The organism is Phyllobacterium sp. P5_D12 (assembly GCF_054049495.1).
In genome coordinates this window covers 1-1,250 of sequence record NZ_JBFUMG010000893.1, presented here as the reverse complement: position 1 = coordinate 1,250, position 1,250 = coordinate 1, and the positions used below count along the sequence as shown (strand labels likewise).

Sequence of the window (1,250 nt, the reverse complement as noted above, 5' to 3'; positions counted from 1 at the left end):
CACCACGGAAGACGTCGCTCGGGTGATCGAGGTTTTTGCTGAAGTCGGGCGTGATCTCGGCATCATTGGAGCTAAATAGCATGTCGAACATGATGAAGGCGCTGGTCAAGGCAAAGGCGGAACCTGGTATCTGGATGGAACGCGTTCCGGTCCCGGAGCCGGGTCCAAACGACGTGCTGATCCGGGTCAAAAAGTCAGCCATTTGCGGCACTGACGTGCATATCTACAACTGGGACAAGTGGGCTGAGGCCACGATTCCGGTGCCAATGGTCGTGGGTCATGAGTTCAGTGGCGAGATCGCCGAAATTGGCTCTGCCGTGACCAAATACAAGGTTGGGCAGCGCGTCTCTGGCGAAGGCCATATCGTCTGCGGCATTTGCCGCAATTGCCGTGYTGGCAGGGGCCATCTCTGTCGTAACACRCTCGGTGTCGGCGTACATCGGCCCGGTTCCTTTGGCGAATATGTGTGCATTCCGGAAGACAATGTCGTACCGATCCCGGACGATATTTCCGATGAAATCGCTGCGATCTTCGACCCCTTTGGCAACGCCGTGCATACGGCTCTGAGCTTCGATCTAGTTGGCGAAGATGTGCTGGTTACCGGCGCAGGCCCCATCGGTATCATGGGCGCCCTGGTTGCAAAGCGATCAGGAGCCCGCAAAGTCGTCATTACCGATATCAATCCGGCGCGCCTGGCGCTCGCCCGCAAACTCGGGATAGATCATGTGGTCGATGCGTCGACGCAAAACCTCGCCGACGTCATGAAGGATATCGGCATGACCGAGGGTTTCGATGTCGGGCTGGAAATGTCCGGCGCAGCGCCAGCTTTTCGTGACATGATCGACAAGATGAACAATGGTGGCAAGATTGCCATTCTTGGCATTGCACCGACAGGTTTCGAGATCGACTGGAACAAGGTGATCTTCAAGATGCTCAATCTGAAGGGCATCTATGGCCGCGAGATGTTCGAGACCTGGTACAAGATGATCGCCTTCGTGCAAGGGGGTCTCGATCTGGCGCCCATCATCACACACCGGCTACCGATCGATGATTTCCAGTCTGGCTTCGATGCGATGCGGTCTGGCAGTTCAGGCAAGGTTGTCTTGACCTGGTAGCGTAGGCGCATCAGGTGGTTCCATAATATTCGTTATGCAATCTTCGAAGCGCTGAGGGTGGGTTCAAGGATGAAGTGCGACTTGCGATAGATAACAATGGCTTATCACTCGCAAGGACTTGCCCATGGAACGTAC

1 protein-coding gene is annotated in these 1,250 nt (G+C 55.5%); it reads left to right on the top strand.

Annotated elements, in window-relative coordinates; all coding sequences use genetic code 11:
• Positions 1-80 precede the first annotated feature (80 nt).
• Positions 81-1,115 carry an L-threonine 3-dehydrogenase gene (tdh, locus tag ACXJ5O_RS27395; protein WP_457302659.1) on the top strand — a complete coding sequence of 345 codons (1,035 nt, stop codon included), beginning with the start codon at positions 81-83 and terminating at the stop codon, positions 1,113-1,115.
• Positions 1,116-1,250 lie beyond the last annotated feature (135 nt).